This window comes from Pseudomonas sp. H1_D05 (assembly GCF_054682705.1).
The window spans coordinates 1420387-1437236 of the sequence record NZ_CP162825.1 but is presented as its reverse complement, the minus strand read 5'-3'; the positions used below and the strand labels follow the sequence as shown (position 1 = coordinate 1437236).

The window sequence follows — 16850 nt, the reverse complement described above, 5'->3', positions numbered from 1 at the left end:
ATCGTGCTCCTCGAAATGACGGGATTCAGACCGCGACTTTGTGGTCTGCAAGCTGCGGGCTGCTGACGCGGTAGATACCGATCTCACCTAACAGATTAGGCCATAGCTTACTGGCCCACCCGTGACGGTGCTGTTGATCCACGGCAAGCCGATCAATGACCTTCGCATCACGTTCGCGGCAAAGTTCTTCAAAGTCTTCGAAGGTGCAGAAGTGAATGTTCGGTGTGTTGTACCAGGTGTACGGCAGAAACTCGGACACCGGCATGCGGCCCTTGCTCGCCAGATACCAGCGGCAGCGCCAGTGGCCGAAGTTCGGGAAAGTGATGATGCACTGGCGGCCGACCCGGAGCATTTCGTCGAGGATCTTGTCCGGGTAGTGCACGGCTTGCAGGGCCTGGGTCATGACGACGATGTCGAAACTGTTGCTGGCGAAGTTGCCCAGCCCCTTGTCCAGATCCTGCTCGATGACGTTGATGCCCTTGGCCACGCACTCGGCGATGTTGTCGGCGTCGTTTTCCAGGCCATAACCGGTGACGTTCTTGTTGTCGCGCAGCCAGGTCAGCAGCTCGCCGTCACCGCAACCGAGGTCGAGGACGCGGCTGCCGGCGGGGATCCATTCCTGGATGATTTCCAGATCAGCTCTCATGGCTTTCTCACAACGTGATGCGGTTCATGTAATTGCCGAACGCCTGCAAGTAGCGCGGGATCGGAATCAGGAAGGCGTCGTGGCCCTGCGGTGCGTCGATTTCCAGATAGCTGACGTCTTTGCGCGCCGCCATCAGCGCATCCACCAATTCCCGCGAGCGGGCCGGAGAGAAGCGCCAGTCGGTGGTGAACGACATTACGCAGAACTTGGCCGTGGCGTTTTGAAAGGTTTTCGCAAGGTTATCGTCGAAGTTCGCCGCCGGATCGAAGTAATCCAGTGCCTTGGTCATCAACAGATAGGTGTTGGCGTCGAAGCGTCCGGAGAACTCTTCGCCCTGATAACGCAGGTAGCTTTCGACCTGGAATTCGACGCTGTGGAAGTCGTAGTTGAGCTTCTCGCTCTTCAGGCCGCGGCCGAATTTCTCGCCCATCGAATCGTCGGACAGGTAAGTAATGTGGCCGACCATCCGCGCCAGCATCAGCCCGCGCTTGGGGATTACACCTGCTTCACTGGAACGAACCGCCGTGGAATTCCGGGTCGGTGAGGATCGCCTGACGCGCAACTTCGTTGAAGGCGATGTTCTGTGCCGACAGCTTCGGTGCCGAGGCGATGGCCAGGCAGTGACGCACACGATCCGGGTAAGTGATGGTCCATTGCAGCGCCTGCATGCCGCCGAGGCTGCCGCCGATCACGGCTGCCCACTGGCCGATGCCGAGCAGATCAGCGAGGCGTGCCCGGCTGTGCACCCAGTCTTCCACGGTGAGCACCGGGAAATCGGCACCGAACGGTTTGCCGGTCTCCGGGTTGATGCTGCTCGGGCCGGTGGAGCCGTTGCAGCCGCCGAGGTTATTCAGGCTGACCACGAAGAACTTGTTGGTGTCGATCGGCTTGCCCGGGCCGATGCAGCTGTCCCACCAACCGGGTTTGCGGTCGTCGACGCTGTGATAGCCGGCAGCGTGGTGATGGCCGGACAAGGCATGGCAAATCAGCACGGCGTTGCTCGCCTGCGCGTTCAGCGTGCCGTAGGTTTCGTAGATCAGGTCATAGGCGGCCAGCGAACGGCCACAGGCCAGCGCCAGCGGATCGCTGAAGTGCGCGGTTTGCGGCGTCACCAGACCAACAGAATCGGGGGGAAAGGCAGTTGGCATCGACCCTGCTCTCGTTGAAATGAGGCGTAAGTCTAAAGACCGGGGGGGTTAGCGGCAAGCAACTACCTGCGCTCGTTCCCACGCTCTGCGTGGGAATGCCTCATTGGACGCTCGGCGTCCGCTTCGGCAGGGGACGCGGAGCGTCCCGGGATGCATTCCCACGCGGAGCGTGGGAACGATCAGCGCATTAGGTCAGGCAAATCCGGCAACTTCTTCGGCGAGCAGATTTTCACCCGCTTCTGCCTGTTCAGCTCACCACTGAGCAAGCTGACCTGGCTCTTGGAAACCCCGAACACCTTGGCCAGAAAGCCCATCAGATAAGCATTGGCCTTACCCTCGACCGGCGGCGCAGTCAGGCGAATCTTCAAACGATCACCGTGCAGCCCGGCGAAGTCATCGCTGCGGGCTGCCGGTTGCAGGTGACACTCGAGGATCAAGTCGTCACCGTCCCAACGGAACCAGCTCACATCAGCAAGCGCAGGATTTCCGGCATCATCGTCATCGCCGCCAGATTGTTGATCACCAGCATGTCGATCAGTTTCAGCGCGAGGAAGGCGAAGATCGGCGACAGGTCCAGACCGCCAAGATTCGGCAGGAACTTGCGGAACGGCGCCAGCGCCGGCTCGCAGATCTGGTTGACCAGTTCAGCGCCCGGATTGTGGCTGCCCGGCGCAACCCACGACAGAATCACGCTGATGATCAGGGCGAAGAAGAAGATCTTCAGGAACAGTGCGGTCACGCCGATGATCGACCAGATAAACAGTTGCAGCGGGTTGCCGGTGGTGCCGTAAGTCAGCAGCAGGGTCAGCGCCATCAGTGCCAGTTGCACCAGAATCGCCAGCACCAGCGACGACATGTCGAGGCCGAACAGGCTCGGGATGATCCGGCGCAGTGGCTTGAGCAGCGGCTGGGTCGCCTTGACCACGAACTGGCACAGCGGGTTGTAGAAGTTCGCCCGTACCAGTTGCAGGACGAAACGCAGCAGCACGATCAGCAGGTACAGACTGCCGAGGGTTTGCAGCACGTAAACCGCTGCGGTGTTCAATCCAATCATGTAAGGCTCCTTATTTGCCCAGTTGTTCGGCCATTTCGGCCGAGCGGTGCGCGGCGGCGCCGAGTGCGGTTTCGACCAGGGCTTCGAAGCCATTGGCCTGGAATGATTTGATTGCAGCTTCCGTAGTGCCATTTGGCGAGGTCACACGGCGGCGCAGTTCAGCAGCGTCAACGTCGCTGGAGACGGCCATGTGTGCGGCGCCGAGTGCGGTCTGCAGAGTCAGTTGTTCAGCGATGTCCTTCGGCAAGCCGAGTTTGACGCCAGCAGCAGTCATGGCTTCGATCAGCAGGAAGAAGTACGCCGGGCCGGAGCCGGAGACGGCGGTGACCGCATCGAGTTGCTGCTCTTCGTTCAGCCACAGGGCAATGCCGACGGCGGACAGCAGCTCTTCGGCTTGCTGACGCTGCTCGGCGGTCACTTCGCTGGTCGCGTACAAACCGCTGACGCCCTGTCGCAGCAGTGCCGGGGTGTTGGGCATGCAGCGCACGATTGGCTGCTCGCCAAGCCAGGCGGTCATGCTGGCGCAAGTGATGCCAGCGGCAATGGAGACCACCAGTTGATTCGGTTTCAGGCTTGGGCGAATCGCCTCGCACACGGCTTTCATCGCCTGTGGCTTGACTGCCAGCACAATCACATCGACGCCGTCGATGGCCTGGGCGTTGTCGGCGAAAGTTTCGATGCCGTGTTCGGCACTGACTTTGGCGCGGGTTTCTTCACCCGGGTCGCTGGCGCGGATCTGTGCGGCTTCCAGGCCCTTGGCGCGCAGGCCGCCGATCAGGCTGGCCGCCATGTTGCCCGCACCGATAAACGCAATACGTGTGTTGCTCATGTGTGGTCCTTATCTGGAATCGTTCAAGACTGGGAATAATCTCTGGCACCAAACAGGGCCGTACCGATACGCACCCAGGTGGCGCCTTGGGCAATGGCCGACTCGAGGTCGTGGCTCATGCCCATGGACAGTGTGTCGAGCGGCAGATCGAGGCTGGCCTGCAATTTCTGCACGGCGGCGAAGGCCGCGTCTTGCTCGGCGCGATCTTCGGTCGGCTCGGGAATTGCCATCAAGCCGCGCAGTTTCAAGCGTGGCAAGGCGTTGATGGCCGCGGCCAATGCCGGCAGGTCGGCCGGGGTGCAGCCGGACTTGCTCGCCTCACCGCTGACGTTGACCTGTATGCAGATGTTCAGCGGCGGCAACTCGGCCGGGCGCTGTTCGGACAGGCGTTGAGCGATTTTCAGGCGATCCACGGAGTGCACCCAGTCGAAATGCTCGGCGATGGCGCGAGTCTTGTTCGATTGAATGGGGCCGATGAAGTGCCAGATCAAGGGCAGGTCGGCCAGTTCGAGCTGTTTGCCCAGGGCTTCCTGCAGGTAGTTCTCGCCAAAGTCGCGCAGGCCGGCGGCATACGCTTCGCGCAGGGCCTGGGCGGGTTTGGTCTTGCTGACCGCGAGCAGCTGGACGCTGTTTTCAGCGCGGTTTGCAGCTGTTACCGCTGCCTGGATGCGCGAACTAACCAGTTGGATGTTGTCTGCTATCGTGGACATCAAGAGGCGCCAGCGGTCGGAAGGTTCGCGGCATTCTACTGGAATTGAGGAGCGCTATGGATATCACTGAACTGCTGGCCTTCAGCGCCAAACAGGGAGCTTCCGACCTGCACCTGTCGGCCGGTCTGCCGCCGATGATCCGCGTCGATGGCGACGTGCGGCGGATCAATCTGCCGGCGCTGGATCACAAGCAAGTGCACGAACTGATCTACGACATCATGAACGACACCCAGCGGGTCGACTTCGAGAAACATCTGGAAACCGACTTTTCTTTCGAAGTGCCGGGTGTGGCGCGTTTCCGGGTTAACGCCTTTAACCAGAACCGTGGCGCCGGCGCCGTATTCCGTACGATTCCGTCGAAAGTGCTGAGCATGGAAGACCTTGCCATGGGCGACGTCTTCCGCAAGATCACCGATGCGCCGCGCGGTCTGGTGCTGGTCACCGGGCCGACCGGTTCCGGCAAATCGACCACGCTGGCGGCGATGATCGATTACCTCAATACCCACCGGCATCACCACATCCTGACTATCGAAGATCCGATCGAGTTTGTTCACGAGTCGCGCAAATGCCTGATCAATCAGCGTGAAGTCCACCGTGATACCCGCAGTTTCGCCACTGCGTTGCGCTCGGCACTGCGTGAAGACCCGGATGTAATTTTGGTCGGTGAGATGCGTGACCTGGAAACCATTCGCCTGGCGCTGACCGCAGCCGAAACCGGGCACTTGGTGTTCGGCACGCTGCACACCACCTCGGCGGCGAAAACCATCGACCGCGTGGTCGACGTGTTCCCCGGTGACGAGAAGTCGATGGTGCGCTCGATGCTTTCCGAGTCGCTGCTGGCGGTGGTTTCGCAGACGCTGATCAAGAAGATCGGCGGCGGGCGGGTGGCGGCGCACGAGATCATGCTGGGGACGTCGGCGATCCGTAACCTGATCCGCGAGGACAAGGTCGCGCAGATGTATTCGGCGATTCAGACGGGTGGGTCGTTGGGCATGCAGACACTGGACATGTGCCTGAAGGAACTGGTGACCAAGGGCTTGATCAGCCGCGAACATGCGCGGGAGAAGGCGCGCACGCCGGATAATTTCTGAGGGAGTGATCGTTCCCACGCTCTGCGTGGGAATGCAGCCCGGGACGCTCTGCGTCCCTGCCGAAGCGGACGCGGAGCGTCCATTGAGGCATTCCCACGCGGAGCATGGGAACGATCGGTATGGTGTTAGCGCTGAACCACGCGCATCTGGTTTTGCTCTTTCGGCAACACACGCTTGGCAACCACGTAATGCTGCTGCCAATACGGCTTGTTCAACGTATCGATGCTCACCGCTTTGCCACGACGCGGAGCGTGGATGAAGCGATCGTTGCCCAGGTAGATGGCAACGTGGTTGACCCGACGGCTCTTGATGTTGAAGAAAATCAGGTCGCCCGGCTTCAGATCCTTGCGCTCGACTTTCTCGCCGTGACCGCTGGCCATGGCGTTGGAGGTGCGTGGCAGGTCGAACGTAGCGTCGTTGAACGCGTATTTCACCAGACCGCTGCAATCGAAGCCTTTACTTGGGCTGCTGCCGCCCCAACGATAAGGGGTACCGAGGACGTTCACCGCACGGCTCAGTACGTTGCTGCTTTCCTTGCTCGCCATCGGTGGCACCAGCTTGCTGTGGCTCTTGCTGCTCAGCGTGGTGGTTTTGCTTTTGCTGCTTTTGCTCGAGGGAGCCGAAGCATGGGATTTAGGGGTAAAGCCGTTAACGTTAGGAAGACGTTGCTCACGATTGGTGGCGTGGGCGGCCAGTGGCATTAATAGGCAGATGGTTAGCCATGTCTTGAAAAATGGTCGCATTAGGCGTGGCTCTTTAGTGATAGCGCGCAACTTTATAACAGAGTTTTTTTTCATTCCGAGTCCGTTGGTCGATTCAGTTGGAGGCCAACGGAACCAAATAAGCGGCAAATGGACGCAATTGTCGGACAGAAGTCAGGTGCTATAAGGCTTTGACGGTAGCAACGGTAACATTTGCCGTACGTCGGCTACCTGTAAAAAAGTCACAAAGAATTCAAGAATATTTATCTATCGTGTGAATCGAGGTCTTCATGAACCCCTATCAACAATTTGTTCAGCAGCAAGATACGCACAGCAAAATCATCGGTTATCTGCTGTGGATTTTCGGTTTTACCGGTGCTCACCGCTTCTATTACGGCAAGCCGGTGACCGGGACGATCTGGTTCTTCACCTTCGGTTTGCTGGGTATTGGCTGGCTGATCGACCTGTTTCTGATCCCGGCGATGGATCGCGAGGCGGATCTGCGTTTTACCGCAGGGCCGATCGAGTACAACGTGGCGTGGATTCTGCTGACGTTCCTCGGAGCATTGGGTGTGCACCGGATGTATCAGGGCAAGTGGATCAGTGGGCTGATCTATCTGCTGACAGGCGGGTTGTTCTTTCTGGGGGTGCTGTATGACTTCTGGACGCTGAATGATCAGGTCTCGGTGCGTAACGCCGAAGGCAGAGGCGCCTTCCAGTAAAGCTTCGCGAGCAGGCTCGCTCCCACAGGGGATTTGTGTCGTTCACAGATCCAATGTGGGAGCGAGCCTGCTCGCGAATGGGGCGACGCGGTATCAAGCCTGGTGACTGATCCGCCCATCCACCAGCGTATAGCGAACCACACCCGGCAAAGTGTGCCCAATGAACGGGCAGTTCTCACCCTTCGACAACCAGCCTTCACCGGCCACCGTCGAAGCCTGCGGATCGAACAGCACGATATCCGCCGCACCACCCACTGCCAGTTTGCCCGCCGGCAGACGCAGCGCTTCAGCCGGGCCAGCGCTCAAACGCGCCAGCAAGGTCGGCAAATCCAGTAACCCATCCTCAACCAGCGTCATCGCCAGCGGCAACAGCAACTCAACACTGCTGATGCCCGGCTCGGTCGCGCCGAATGGCGCCAGTTTGGCGTCGCGTTCGTGCGGCTGGTGATGGCTGGAAATCGCCGTGACCACACCGGACTTCACCGCTTCACGCAGGCCATCACGGTCAGCACGCGTACGCAGCGGCGGTTGCACGTGGTACAGGCTGCTGAAGTCGATCAGCGCCTCATCAGTCAGAATCAGTTGATACAGCGCGACATCCGCCGTCACCTTCAAGCCACGGGCCTGCGCCTGAGCGATCAGGGCTACGCCGCGGGCGCTGGTCAATTGGCTGAAGTGCGCACGTACGCCGGTTTGCTCAACCAGCAGCAGGTCACGGGCCAATGCCACGGTTTCAGCGGTTTCCGGAATCCCCGGTAAGCCGAGGAAACTGGCCACCGCGCCTTCGTGAGCCAAGCCACCTTCAGCCAAGTCGTGATCCTGCGAGTTGAAGATCACCGTCAGATCGAAGGTCGCCGCGTATTCCAGCGCCCGGCACAGGGTGCGGGTGTTGCGGAAGCTCTCCAGACCGTTGCCGAACGCCACGCAACCAGCGTCGCGCAGCGCCACCAGTTCGGCCAGTTGCTCGCCGTCCAGACCTTTGCTCAGCGCGCCGATCGGGAACACCTTGGTGTTGCCGGCCTCGCGAGCGCGATCGAGGATCAGTTCGGCCACGGCCGAGGTGTCGAGCACCGGCTTGGTTTTCGGCGGGCAGCACAGGCTGGTCACGCCGCCGGCCGCCGCAGCGCGGGTTTCGCTGATGATCGAGCCTTTGCGGCTGTAACCCGGCTCGCGCAGGGCCACGTTCAGATCGACCAGGCCCGGAGCGGCAACGAGGCCTTGGGCATCAATGGTTTCTACTGCCGTGAAACCCGCTGGAGCGGCGCCGAGGGCGACGATCTTGCAGGCTTCAACGTGAATGTCGGTGATTTGATCCAGGCCGCTGCTTGGATCGATGACGCGTGCGCCGAGAATGCTGAGCTTCACTGGGCGTTCTCCTGCTCGAATTGACGCTGCGCGGTTTGCCCGCTCATGGCCATGGACAACACAGCCATACGAATGGCGATGCCGTAGGTCACCTGATTGAGGATCACCGAGTGCGGGCCGTCGGCCACTGCGGACTCGATCTCCACCCCCCGGTTGATCGGCCCCGGGTGCATGACGATGCAATCCGGTTTCGCCCCGGCCAGACGCGCAGTGGTCAGGCCGAACAGGCGGTAGAATTCGCCTTCGCTCGGCAGCAGGCCGCCGGTCATGCGCTCACGCTGCAGGCGCAGCATGATCACCACGTCGACGTCTTTCAGGCCTTCGGTCATGTCGGTGTAAACCTTCACGCCGTATTGCTCGATGCCGATCGGCAGCAAGGTCTTCGGCGCAATCACGCGGATGTCCGGGCAACCGAGGGTTTTCAGCGCGAGCATGTTCGAACGTGCGACCCGCGAGTGCAGGATGTCGCCGACGATGGCCACCGAGAGGTTTTCGAAGCCGCCCTTGTGCCGACGGATGGTGAGCATGTCGAGCATGCCCTGCGTCGGGTGCGCGTGACGGCCGTCGCCGCCGTTGATGATCGCCACTTGCGGGCAAACATGCTCGGCGATGAAGTGCGCGGCGCCGGAATCACCGTGGCGCACGACAAACATGTCGGCGGCCATGGCTTCGAGGTTGCGCAGGGTGTCGAGCAGCGTTTCGCCCTTGCTTGCCGACGAGGTCGACACGTTCAGGGTGATCACGTCCGCCGACAGCCGCTGGGCCGCCAGTTCGAAGGTGGTGCGGGTGCGCGTGGAGTTTTCGAAGAACACGTTGCACACGGTCTTGCCGCGCAGCAACGGGACTTTCTTCACCGCCCGGGCACCGACTTCGAGGAACGAGTCGGCAGTGTCGAGGATTTCCGTCAGCAACTCGCGGCGCAGGCCGTCGAGCGAGAGGAAGTGGCGCAGCTGGCCCTGATCATTGAGCTGCAGCGGGCGCTTGGTATCTAGAGGCGTCATCGCGAAGGGGACTCTCAATAGGGCGGATTAAAGGTTGAAGTCTTGCAGTTCGAGCGTCAGCGGCTCGGGGCCGGACAGCTTCACCCGTTCATGTGCGGCCAGCGACAGCGTCGCGCCAACCACGTTCGGGCGGATCGGCAGCTCGCCGGCGTCGAGGTCCAGCAGGCAGACCAGGGTCACGCTGGCCGGGCGGCCGTAGTCGAACAATTCGTTCATGGCGGCGCGGATGGTACGGCCGCTCATCAATACGTCGTCGATCAGCACCAGATGCTGGCCTTCGATCTCGAAGGGCAGGGCGGACGGGCGCACTTGCGGGTGCAGGCCGTTCTGGCTGAAGTCGTCGCGGTAAAAGGACACATCCAGCGTGCCCAGTGGTGCATCGCTGCCCAGTTCCTTGAGCAAGGCCTGCGCGACCCAGATGCCGCCGGTGCGGATGCCGATGTAACGCGGTTCAGTGATTTCACGCTGGGCAAGGTGCGCCTTGAGGCGGGTCGCCATCTGGCTGATCAGATCGGCGGGATTTGGCAGGCTCATGGTTGCTCCTTGTTGGGGGCGAGTCGGATCCTTGGACGCGACTCGGTTTTTCACTCAAAAGAAAAGCGCCGAAGCGCTTGTCAGGACTCAAACAATGCAGTGTTTTCATCGAGCCAGCCCTGCAACAGCAGAGCGGCGGCGATGGCGTCCACCGGGTTGTCGCGGTAACTGCCTTTTTGACCGCCACGGGCCAGTCGCTCGCCTTTGGCTTCAAACGTGGTCAGGCGTTCGTCGTGGGTATAGAAGGGCAGATTGAAGCGGCCATTGAGGCGGCGGGCAAACTTTTCCGCGCGTACGCACATGTCGCTCGGGGTGCCGTCCATGTTCAGCGGCAGTCCGACAACAACGGCATCGGGTTTCCATTCTTTTATAAGGGCTTCGACCTGGTTCCAGTCCGGCACGCCGTTCTGTGCCTTCAAGGTGCACAGCTCACGGGCCTGGCCGGTAATCACCTGGCCGACCGCGACGCCGATCTGTTTGGTGCCGTAGTCGAAGCCGAGAATCAGGCGCAGGGCCATCAGGCGTGACCTGCCTGGCTGGTCAGCAGGCTGAGGTTGATCCCCAAGTGCCGGGCCGCCGCTTCCAGACGCAGTTCGCTGCTGGTGTTGAACAGGATGTCGGCGTCGTACGGGCAGTTCAGCCAGGCGTTGTCGGCGAGTTCGGCTTCCAGTTGCCCGGCTTCCCAACCGGCGTAACCGAGGGCAATCAGGCTTTTTGCCGGGCCGACGCCGTCAGCGATGGCGAACAGCACGTCCTGCGAGGTCGAGAGGGCCAGATCACCGTCCAATTGCGCGGTGGCTTGGAAGGTCTTGCCCGCCGGGTGCAGAACAAAACCGCGATCGGTCTGCACCGGGCCGCCAATGAAGATCGGCACATGCTGGCACAGTGCAGGCGGGTCGATGTCCGGGCGCAATTGCTCAAGAATGTCGGCCAGATTCAGCTCTTGCGGCCGGTTGACCACAATCCCCATAGCGCCATTGGCCGTGTGCTCGACGATGTAGGTCAAGGTGTGGGCAAAGTTCGGGTCGGCCATGTGTGGCATGGCGATCAGGAATTGATGCTTGAGGTAGCTGGGGCTGACGTTTTTCATGTGCGCTAGTGTGGCGTTCGGGGGGCAAACTGACAAGCTGGAGATGCTGACAACAGCACAGATCCATTGTAGGAGTGAGCCTGCTCGCGATAGCGGTGTGCCAGAATCGGAATTGTTGACTGATACACCGCTATCGCGAGCAGGCTCACTCCTACAAGGGGTTGTGGTGTGTCAGTTGCTCGAGAGCTTGTCGCCCCGGGCAAATTTCCAGGTGCGAATGATTTCCAGACGATCGATATCCGACAAGTCCCCGGTAAACGGCGCAAACGGTGCTGCCAACCGGACGATGCGCTGCGCCGCCTGATCCAGCAGCGGCTGGCCGGACGATTCCAGCACCAGCACTTCATACAGCGAGCCGTCGCGGTTGATCGAGACCATCAGGCGCAAATTGCCGTAGATCTGCTTGCGCCGCGCTTCCTCGGGGTAATTGAGGTTACCGATGCGCTCGACCTTCTTGCGCCAGTCGTCTTTGTACCAGGCACCCTTGTCGCGCATGGTCGACGCCGCGCTCAAACGGTGGATGCGTGGGCGCTTGGCGTACAACTGCTGTTCCTTGGCCAGTTCGGCTTCGAGGCTGGCGATGTCGCTGGACAGCTGTGAGCTGTCGAATTCTGGCGCGTCGACTGTCGGTTTGACTTCGGTTTTGGCTTCTTCTTTCTTGGTCGGCGCTTTTTTAGGTTTCGGCGCGACGGTGGTCACCGCAGCTTTGGGTGCGGCTTCCTGCACTTGCGGTTTGGCGGCCGGTGGCGGGGTGACTTTTTTGACCTGATTGTCCTGGAACGGCGCCACCTCAGTGGTCTTCGGAATCGCCTTCTTGTCCAGCGTGCCGCTGCCTTCCTGATGCTGTTGAGCGAGAAAGTCAGCCTTCTCCGGCTTCTTTTCGCTCTTGAAGGTGGCGAGGGTGATTTCCAGGGTTTTGCTGATTTGCTTGGGCTCGACCATCGTGAAGCCGACGCCGAGCAGCAGCGCCAAATGGATCAGCGCCGCAAGAAACAGGGTAAATCCGAGGCGATCGGCCGGGCGCACGCCACGGTGGGCGAGTTCTGCGGGCAGATCGGACGGGAGGGTCATGACAAGAAAACCAACATCGCGTTTTTCAGAGGCTGCGCATGATAACGCAATGTTGGTTTCACGCCTTGGGCTTCACGCTTCAAGCGACAGACTGCATGTGACGTGCATCAAGCTTGTGGCATTTTGCCGGCGGCTTGCAGCTTCTTGGCGATCGCATCCATGAGCATGCCGCCAATGTCAGTGCCGAAGGCATTGTCGATTTCACGGATGCAGGTCGGGCTGGTGACGTTGATTTCGGTCAAGCTCTCGCCGATCACGTCGAGACCGACGAACAGCAGGCCTTTCTCACGCAGGGTCGGGCCGACTTGGGCGGCGATCCAGCGATCCTTGTCAGTCAGCGGGCGCGCCTCACCACGACCACCGGCCGCGAGGTTGCCACGGGTTTCGCCCTGCGCCGGAATCCGCGCCAGGCAGTAATCCACCGGCTCGCCGTCGATCATCAGGATGCGTTTGTCGCCGTCCTTGATCGCCGGCAGGTAGGCCTGGCCCATGATCTGCTGGCCACCGAGGGCGGTCAGGGTTTCGAGAATCACCGACAGGTTCGGATCGCCCGCGCGGTGACGGAAGATCGACGTGCCGCCCATGCCGTCCAGCGGCTTGAGGATCACGTCGCCGTGCTTGGCGGCGAATTCACGCAGCACGTCGGCGCGACGGCTGACGATGGTTGGCGGCGTGCACTGCGGGAACAGCGTGGCGAACAGCTTTTCGTTGCAGTCGCGCAGGCTCTGCGGCTTGTTCACCACCAGCACGCCAGCGGTTTCGGCCTGTTCGAGCAGGTAGGTGGAGTAAACGAACTCCATGTCGAACGGCGGATCCTTGCGCATCAGTATCACGTCGAGATCGCTCAGCAGGTTGTCCTGCTCGGCGTCCAGTTCGAACCATTTTTCCGGGTTGGCGAAGACTTTCAGCGGCTTCATGCGCGCCCGGGCCTGACCTTCACCCTGATACAGGTCGCGCTGTTCCATATAGAACAGTTCCCAGCCACGCTTCTGCGCGGCCAGCAGCATGGCCAGCGAGCTATCCTTTTTATAGGAGATGCTGGCGATAGGGTCCATGACAATCCCGACGCGAACGCTCATTGGGTTTTCCTCGAAAATTGGCTACCGGATCGGTATTGAAAAAGTGCCGCCAGAGTGGCGCCGGGCGGGTTTTCGGTCAAGGAAAAACCCGTCGATAGATTGCATCTGGAGACTGTGCTAAAAAGGCTGCCAAGCAGTGCTGGCCCTTGAACATCAAGGGTTTCCGGCCATCAGTCATCGCAAAACGGACAAATTGATTCGCAAAGGCGACGGTAGAGCCCTCTTATGGAACAGCAGTCCAGCGCCTTGAAGGTCATGGTGATCGACGACTCGAAAACGATTCGTCGCACCGCCGAAACATTGTTGAAGAATGTCGGTTGCGAAGTGATCACGGCGATCGACGGTTTCGACGCCCTTGCGAAGATCGCCGACAACCATCCCGGGATCATTTTTGTCGACATCATGATGCCGCGTCTGGATGGTTATCAGACCTGCGCTTTAATCAAGAACAACAGCGCGTTCAAGGCGACGCCGGTGATCATGCTGTCATCGCGCGACGGGCTGTTCGACAAGGCCAAGGGGCGGATTGTCGGCTCTGATCAATTTTTGACCAAACCTTTCAGCAAGGAAGAACTGCTCAACGCGATTCAGGCCCATGTTCCGGGCTTCGCCGCCGTTTTGCCGCAGTAAGACACGTACAGTGACGCTCGGCCAGCGGGCCGCGCGTCGACAAGAAAAATGGGGAAAACCATGGCACGCATCCTGATCGTTGATGATTCGCCGACTGAAATGTACAAACTCACCGGCATGCTCGAAAAGCACGGCCATGAAGTGCTGAAGGCCGAAAACGGCGCCGACGGCGTGGCCCTTGCCCGTCAGGAAAAACCTGACGCGGTATTGATGGACATCGTCATGCCCGGCCTCAATGGTTTTCAGGCAACCCGTCAGTTGACCAAAGACCCGGAAACCGGACATATCCCGGTGATCATCATCACTACCAAGGATCAGGAAACCGACAAGGTCTGGGGCACCCGTCAGGGCGCCAAGGATTACCTGACCAAACCGGTCGACGAAGACACCCTGATCAAGACGCTGAACAACGTTTTGGCCGGTTGATCGCGCAACCATGAGCGAATCGCTGACCGCGTTCGAACTGCTCTGGCAAATCGACCAGCGCTGCCGCTTGCTGGCGGCGGACCTGCCGTCGCAAGCGGCGCGCCAGGATCGCTGGAGCGGCATCGGCTTTCGCCTTGGCGAGCATTGGTATGTGGCGCCGATGGGCGAAGTCAGCGAAGTGCTGCATGAACCGCGATTCACCCAGTTGCCCGGGGTCAAACCATGGGTCAAAGGCGTGGCTAACCTGCGCGGGCGGCTGCTGCCGATCATGGATCTGTGCGGTTTCTTCGGCCATGAACTGTCGCCGTTGCGTAAACAGCGGCGGGTATTGGTGGTCGAGCATGGCGATGTGTTTGCCGGGCTGATGGTCGATGAGGTGATTGGTCTGCAGCATTTCGAGCAGGACAGCTTCGAACCGATCTCGATCAGCAAACGCCAGGGCTCCAAGGCCGAGTTCGTCAAAGGCTATTTCCGCCGTGAGCAGAACTGGCGGGTGTTCAGCCTGTTTGCCCTGGCCAAATCCCCGGTGTTCATGAGTGTCGCGATATAACAGATTCAACACCGTCCCCTGTGGGAGCGAGCCTGCTCGCGAAGAGGGCGTGTCAGGCAAGATAAATATTGGCTGACCCAGCGCTTTCGCGAGCAGGCTCGCTCCCACAGGGATTGCAGCAGGCCTCAAAGGTGTGGGTTAAGGGCGAGGACCGATGACAAAAGCAAAAACAGGCAAGCCGGCGGAAGGCTCGCGCAGTCGCTCGCAGATCATCGTGCTGTTCATCGCACTGATCGTGTTCATCATGCTGCTGTTCGCCAACTTCGCTTACCTCAACACCCAGGCGAACTACGACAAACAGTACATCGGCCACGCCGGTGAGCTGCGCGTGCTCTCGCAACGCATCGCCAAGAACGCCACCGAAGCCGCCGCCGGCAAGGCTGCCGCGTTCAAATTGCTCAGCGACGCGCGCAACGATTTCGCCCAGCGCTGGGGTTACCTGAAGAAGGGCGACCCGGCCACCGGCCTGCCTCCCGCCCCGGCTACTGTGCGCCCGGAAATGCGCGCCGTGCAGCTCGACTGGGAACGCCTGCTGAAAAACACCGACGCGATTCTTTCCAGCGAACAGACCGTGCTGTCGCTGCATCAGGTCGCCGCAACGCTGGCCGAAACCGTGCCGCAGTTGCAGATTGAATACGAAAAAGTCGTCGAAATCCTCCTCCAGCGCGGTGCCCCGGCCGCGCAAGTGGCGATGGCCCAACGTCAATCGCTGCTCGCCGAACGCATCCTCGGCGCGGTCAACACGGTGCTCGCTGGCGACGAAAACTCGCAGCAAGCCGCCGACGCCTTTGGCCGCGATGCCACGCGCTTCGGCCAAGTGCTCAACGGCATGCTGCAAGGCAACCCGACGCTGAAAATCAGCCAGGTCGAAGATCGCGACGCCCGTGCTCGTTTGAGCGAAATCTCCGAGCTGTTCCAGTTTGTCTCCGGCTCCGTCGATGAAATCCTCGAAACCTCGCCGGAGCTGTTCAAGGTTCGTGAATCGGCGAGCAATATCTTCAGCCTCTCGCAAACCCTGCTCGACGAAGCCTCGCACTTGGCCACTCGCTTCGAGAACCTTGCCGGTGGGCGCAACACTGACACCATCGGCGGCTACGTCCTCGGTTTGCTGGCGCTGGCCTCGATCATCCTCATCGGCATGGTCATGGTCCGCGAAACCAATCGCCAGTTGCGCGAAACCGCCGAGAAGAACGAGCGCAATCAGAACGCGATCATGCGCCTGCTCGATGAAATCGAAGACCTCGCTGACGGCGACCTCACCGTGACCGCTTCGGTGACCGAAGACTTCACCGGCACCATCGCCGACTCGATCAACTACTCCGTCGACCAATTGCGCGATCTGGTCGCGACGATCAACCTCACCGCCGGCCAGGTTGCCGCCGCCGTGCAGGAAACCCAGGCCACCGCCATGCACCTGGCCCAGGCCTCGGAGCATCAGGCTCAGCAGATTTCCGAAGCCTCGACGGCGATCAGCGACATGGCCGAATCCATCGACCAGGTTTCGGCCAACGCCGCTGAGTCTTCAGCGGTAGCCGAGCGGTCCGTGGAGATCGCCAACAAGGGCAACGAGGTGGTGCACAACACCATCCACGGCATGGACAACATTCGCGAACAGATTCAGGACACCGCCAAACGCATCAAGCGTCTGGGCGAGTCGTCGCAGGAAATCGGCGACATCGTCAGCCTGATCGACGACATTGCCGACCAGACCAACATCCTCGCCCTCAATGCGGCGATTCAGGCGTCGATGGCTGGTGATGCCGGGCGCGGGTTTGCCGTGGTCGCCGATGAAGTGCAGCGACTGGCTGAACGCTCGTCCGCCGCGACCCGGCAGATCGAAACCCTGGTGCGGGCCATTCAGACCGACACCAACGAAGCGGTCATCTCGATGGAGCAAACCACCACCGAAGTGGTGCGCGGCGCGCGACTGGCGCAGGATGCCGGTGTGGCCCTGGAAGAAATCGAAGGCGTGTCGAAGACCCTTGCGGCGCTGATTCAAAGCATCTCCAACGCAGCGCAACAGCAGACGACTTCGGCCGGGCAGATCTCGCTGACGATGAACGTGATCCAGCAGATCACCTCGCAGACCTCGTCCGGCTCCACGGCCACCGCCGAGAGCATCGGCAACCTGACGAAAATGGCCAGTCAGCTACGGCGTTCGGTGTCCGGCTTCACCTTGCCGGCGGCGACAGATAAAGCGTGA

The 16850-nt window shown here is 60.6% G+C and carries 19 protein-coding genes and 1 pseudogene; 6 read left to right on the top strand and 14 right to left on the bottom strand.

The window, feature by feature from the left end; all coding sequences use genetic code 11:
• Positions 1 to 25 precede the first annotated feature (25 nt).
• The 6 genes and pseudogenes from metW to AB4O11_RS06545 all read right to left on the bottom strand — a co-directional run bounded on the left by metW (position 26) and on the right by AB4O11_RS06545 (position 4387).
• Positions 26 to 646: a methionine biosynthesis protein MetW gene (metW, locus tag AB4O11_RS06570; RefSeq protein ID WP_008083798.1), complete on the bottom strand. Its 621-nt coding sequence runs from the start codon at positions 644 to 646 to the stop codon at positions 26 to 28.
• Positions 647 to 653: 7 nt separating this feature from the next.
• Positions 654 to 1794, bottom strand: a pseudogene (gene metX, locus AB4O11_RS06565) (homoserine O-succinyltransferase MetX).
• Between the two features lie 179 nt (positions 1795 to 1973).
• Positions 1974 to 2261: a DUF167 domain-containing protein gene (locus AB4O11_RS06560; protein ID WP_460130362.1), complete on the bottom strand. Its 288-nt coding sequence runs from the start codon at positions 2259 to 2261 to the stop codon at positions 1974 to 1976.
• Positions 2258 to 2848, bottom strand: a complete 591-nt coding sequence (locus AB4O11_RS06555; RefSeq protein WP_099757419.1) for a YggT family protein — start codon at positions 2846 to 2848, stop codon at positions 2258 to 2260. The genes AB4O11_RS06560 and AB4O11_RS06555 overlap by 4 nt, the downstream gene beginning before the upstream one ends.
• Before the next feature lie 10 nt (positions 2849 to 2858).
• Positions 2859 to 3677, bottom strand: coding sequence for a pyrroline-5-carboxylate reductase (gene proC / locus AB4O11_RS06550; protein ID WP_093429835.1), 819 nt, complete (start codon positions 3675 to 3677; stop codon positions 2859 to 2861).
• A 23-nt stretch (positions 3678 to 3700) separates the two neighbouring features.
• Entirely contained in the window at positions 3701 to 4387 is a 687-nt protein-coding gene (locus tag AB4O11_RS06545) for a YggS family pyridoxal phosphate-dependent enzyme (protein ID WP_460089161.1), read from the bottom strand.
• Between the two features lie 56 nt (positions 4388 to 4443).
• Here AB4O11_RS06545 and AB4O11_RS06540 point away from each other — a divergent pair, with 56 nt between their 5' ends.
• The gene (locus AB4O11_RS06540) at positions 4444 to 5478 is read left to right on the top strand and encodes a type IV pilus twitching motility protein PilT (RefSeq protein ID WP_041063525.1); all 1035 of its coding nucleotides are present in this window, start codon (positions 4444 to 4446) and stop codon (positions 5476 to 5478) included.
• A gap of 125 nt (positions 5479 to 5603) precedes the next feature.
• On the opposite strand, the gene AB4O11_RS06535 is transcribed toward AB4O11_RS06540, so the two are convergent.
• Positions 5604 to 6221, bottom strand: a complete 618-nt coding sequence (locus AB4O11_RS06535; RefSeq protein ID WP_095049466.1) for a C40 family peptidase — start codon at positions 6219 to 6221, stop codon at positions 5604 to 5606.
• 248 nt (positions 6222 to 6469) lie between these two features.
• Here AB4O11_RS06535 and AB4O11_RS06530 point away from each other — a divergent pair, with 248 nt between their 5' ends.
• Entirely contained in the window at positions 6470 to 6901 is a 432-nt protein-coding gene (locus AB4O11_RS06530; RefSeq protein WP_007913651.1) for an NINE protein, read from the top strand.
• Positions 6902 to 6994: 93 nt separating this feature from the next.
• Here the strand turns inward: AB4O11_RS06530 and AB4O11_RS06525 are convergent, their stop codons facing one another.
• From AB4O11_RS06525 to gshB, 7 genes are all read right to left on the bottom strand, one after another.
• The gene (locus tag AB4O11_RS06525) at positions 6995 to 8266 is read right to left on the bottom strand and encodes a dihydroorotase (RefSeq protein WP_099757416.1); all 1272 of its coding nucleotides are present in this window, start codon (positions 8264 to 8266) and stop codon (positions 6995 to 6997) included.
• Positions 8263 to 9267 carry an aspartate carbamoyltransferase catalytic subunit gene (locus tag AB4O11_RS06520; protein WP_007913665.1) on the bottom strand — a complete coding sequence of 335 codons (1005 nt, stop codon included), beginning with the start codon at positions 9265 to 9267 and terminating at the stop codon, positions 8263 to 8265. Before AB4O11_RS06520 ends, AB4O11_RS06525 begins: the two co-directional genes overlap by 4 nt.
• Before the next feature lie 27 nt (positions 9268 to 9294).
• Positions 9295 to 9801, bottom strand: a complete 507-nt coding sequence (gene pyrR, locus AB4O11_RS06515) for a bifunctional pyr operon transcriptional regulator/uracil phosphoribosyltransferase PyrR (RefSeq protein ID WP_034153653.1) — start codon at positions 9799 to 9801, stop codon at positions 9295 to 9297.
• Between the two features lie 80 nt (positions 9802 to 9881).
• A complete protein-coding gene (gene ruvX / locus AB4O11_RS06510; protein WP_064589634.1) occupies positions 9882 to 10319 on the bottom strand; it encodes a Holliday junction resolvase RuvX in 438 nt (145 codons plus the stop codon).
• The gene (locus tag AB4O11_RS06505; protein WP_016985971.1) at positions 10319 to 10891 is read right to left on the bottom strand and encodes a YqgE/AlgH family protein; all 573 of its coding nucleotides are present in this window, start codon (positions 10889 to 10891) and stop codon (positions 10319 to 10321) included. Before AB4O11_RS06505 ends, ruvX begins: the two co-directional genes overlap by 1 nt.
• Positions 10892 to 11062: 171 nt before the next feature.
• Entirely contained in the window at positions 11063 to 11962 is a 900-nt protein-coding gene (locus AB4O11_RS06500; protein ID WP_093429840.1) for an energy transducer TonB, read from the bottom strand.
• A gap of 107 nt (positions 11963 to 12069) precedes the next feature.
• A complete protein-coding gene (gene gshB, locus AB4O11_RS06495; protein WP_038358804.1) occupies positions 12070 to 13041 on the bottom strand; it encodes a glutathione synthase in 972 nt (323 codons plus the stop codon).
• A 225-nt stretch (positions 13042 to 13266) separates the two neighbouring features.
• Between gshB and pilG the strand changes: the two genes are divergently transcribed.
• From pilG to AB4O11_RS06475, 4 genes are all read left to right on the top strand, one after another.
• Positions 13267 to 13671, top strand: a complete 405-nt coding sequence (gene pilG, locus AB4O11_RS06490; protein ID WP_007913673.1) for a twitching motility response regulator PilG — start codon at positions 13267 to 13269, stop codon at positions 13669 to 13671.
• Between the two features lie 60 nt (positions 13672 to 13731).
• The gene (gene pilH, locus AB4O11_RS06485) at positions 13732 to 14097 is read left to right on the top strand and encodes a twitching motility response regulator PilH (RefSeq protein WP_007897961.1); all 366 of its coding nucleotides are present in this window, start codon (positions 13732 to 13734) and stop codon (positions 14095 to 14097) included.
• 10 nt (positions 14098 to 14107) lie between these two features.
• A complete protein-coding gene (locus AB4O11_RS06480; protein WP_122604417.1) occupies positions 14108 to 14647 on the top strand; it encodes a chemotaxis protein CheW in 540 nt (179 codons plus the stop codon).
• Between the two features lie 154 nt (positions 14648 to 14801).
• Positions 14802 to 16850, top strand: coding sequence for a methyl-accepting chemotaxis protein (locus AB4O11_RS06475; RefSeq protein WP_093429842.1), 2049 nt, complete (start codon positions 14802 to 14804; stop codon positions 16848 to 16850).

What these genes read in the sequence shown, in the direction of transcription:
- pilH (WP_007897961.1), top strand. Translation starts at nt 13,732, where the DNA reads ATGGCACGCATCCTGATCGTTGATGATTCGCCGACTGAAATGTACAAA.
- pyrR (WP_034153653.1), bottom strand. Translation starts at nt 9,801, where the DNA reads ATGAGCCTGCCAAATCCCGCCGATCTGATCAGCCAGATGGCGACCCGC.
- AB4O11_RS06500 (WP_093429840.1), bottom strand. Translation starts at nt 11,962, where the DNA reads ATGACCCTCCCGTCCGATCTGCCCGCAGAACTCGCCCACCGTGGCGTG.
- AB4O11_RS06505 (WP_016985971.1), bottom strand. Translation starts at nt 10,891, where the DNA reads ATGAAAAACGTCAGCCCCAGCTACCTCAAGCATCAATTCCTGATCGCC.
- metW (WP_008083798.1), bottom strand. Translation starts at nt 646, where the DNA reads ATGAGAGCTGATCTGGAAATCATCCAGGAATGGATCCCCGCCGGCAGC.
- proC (WP_093429835.1), bottom strand. Translation starts at nt 3,677, where the DNA reads ATGAGCAACACACGTATTGCGTTTATCGGTGCGGGCAACATGGCGGCC.
- AB4O11_RS06530 (WP_007913651.1), top strand. Translation starts at nt 6,470, where the DNA reads ATGAACCCCTATCAACAATTTGTTCAGCAGCAAGATACGCACAGCAAA.
- AB4O11_RS06535 (WP_095049466.1), bottom strand. Translation starts at nt 6,221, where the DNA reads ATGCGACCATTTTTCAAGACATGGCTAACCATCTGCCTATTAATGCCA.
- AB4O11_RS06555 (WP_099757419.1), bottom strand. Translation starts at nt 2,848, where the DNA reads ATGATTGGATTGAACACCGCAGCGGTTTACGTGCTGCAAACCCTCGGC.
- AB4O11_RS06545 (WP_460089161.1), bottom strand. Translation starts at nt 4,387, where the DNA reads ATGTCCACGATAGCAGACAACATCCAACTGGTTAGTTCGCGCATCCAG.
- gshB (WP_038358804.1), bottom strand. Translation starts at nt 13,041, where the DNA reads ATGAGCGTTCGCGTCGGGATTGTCATGGACCCTATCGCCAGCATCTCC.
- AB4O11_RS06480 (WP_122604417.1), top strand. Translation starts at nt 14,108, where the DNA reads ATGAGCGAATCGCTGACCGCGTTCGAACTGCTCTGGCAAATCGACCAG.
- ruvX (WP_064589634.1), bottom strand. Translation starts at nt 10,319, where the DNA reads ATGGCCCTGCGCCTGATTCTCGGCTTCGACTACGGCACCAAACAGATC.
- AB4O11_RS06520 (WP_007913665.1), bottom strand. Translation starts at nt 9,267, where the DNA reads ATGACGCCTCTAGATACCAAGCGCCCGCTGCAGCTCAATGATCAGGGC.
- AB4O11_RS06540 (WP_041063525.1), top strand. Translation starts at nt 4,444, where the DNA reads ATGGATATCACTGAACTGCTGGCCTTCAGCGCCAAACAGGGAGCTTCC.
- pilG (WP_007913673.1), top strand. Translation starts at nt 13,267, where the DNA reads ATGGAACAGCAGTCCAGCGCCTTGAAGGTCATGGTGATCGACGACTCG.
- AB4O11_RS06475 (WP_093429842.1), top strand. Translation starts at nt 14,802, where the DNA reads ATGACAAAAGCAAAAACAGGCAAGCCGGCGGAAGGCTCGCGCAGTCGC.